Genomic DNA, 359 nt, shown 5'->3' on the forward strand with positions numbered 1-359 from the left:
CCGGCTTTCAAGTCGAGACGACGGTCGCGCGCCTCCTACACGACGAACAACCAGCACGGTACGATCCGCATCGAGGCGGGCAAGGTCCGTCTGCCGAAGGTCGGGTTCGTGCGGTTCAGCCAACATCGTCCGTTCGAGGGCGTCATCCGGTCGGCGACGGTGTCGATGACGAGGACAGGCACGTTCTTTGTCTCCCTCCTCGTCAAACAGGACGATGAACCATGGATCCCAGCCGAGAACAAGGTCGGGATCGATCTCGGTTTGGACCATTTCGCCGTCATGACGAACGATGCGATGGTCTCGGAGAAGATCGATAACCCCCGACTCCTCCGGAAGTCCGAGGCGAAGGTCAAGAAGGC

Annotated in this window: 1 pseudogene; it reads left to right on the plus strand. The window is 60.4% G+C overall.

Annotated features, from left to right (window positions below):
• A pseudogene (locus KNP00_RS14140) lies at positions 1-359 on the plus strand (RNA-guided endonuclease TnpB family protein); the annotation flags it as partial.

The sequence above is a fragment of the Exiguobacterium qingdaonense genome, from assembly GCF_018617855.1.
In the GTDB taxonomy this organism is placed as follows: Bacteria; Bacillota; Bacilli; order Exiguobacteriales; family Exiguobacteriaceae; genus Exiguobacterium; species Exiguobacterium qingdaonense.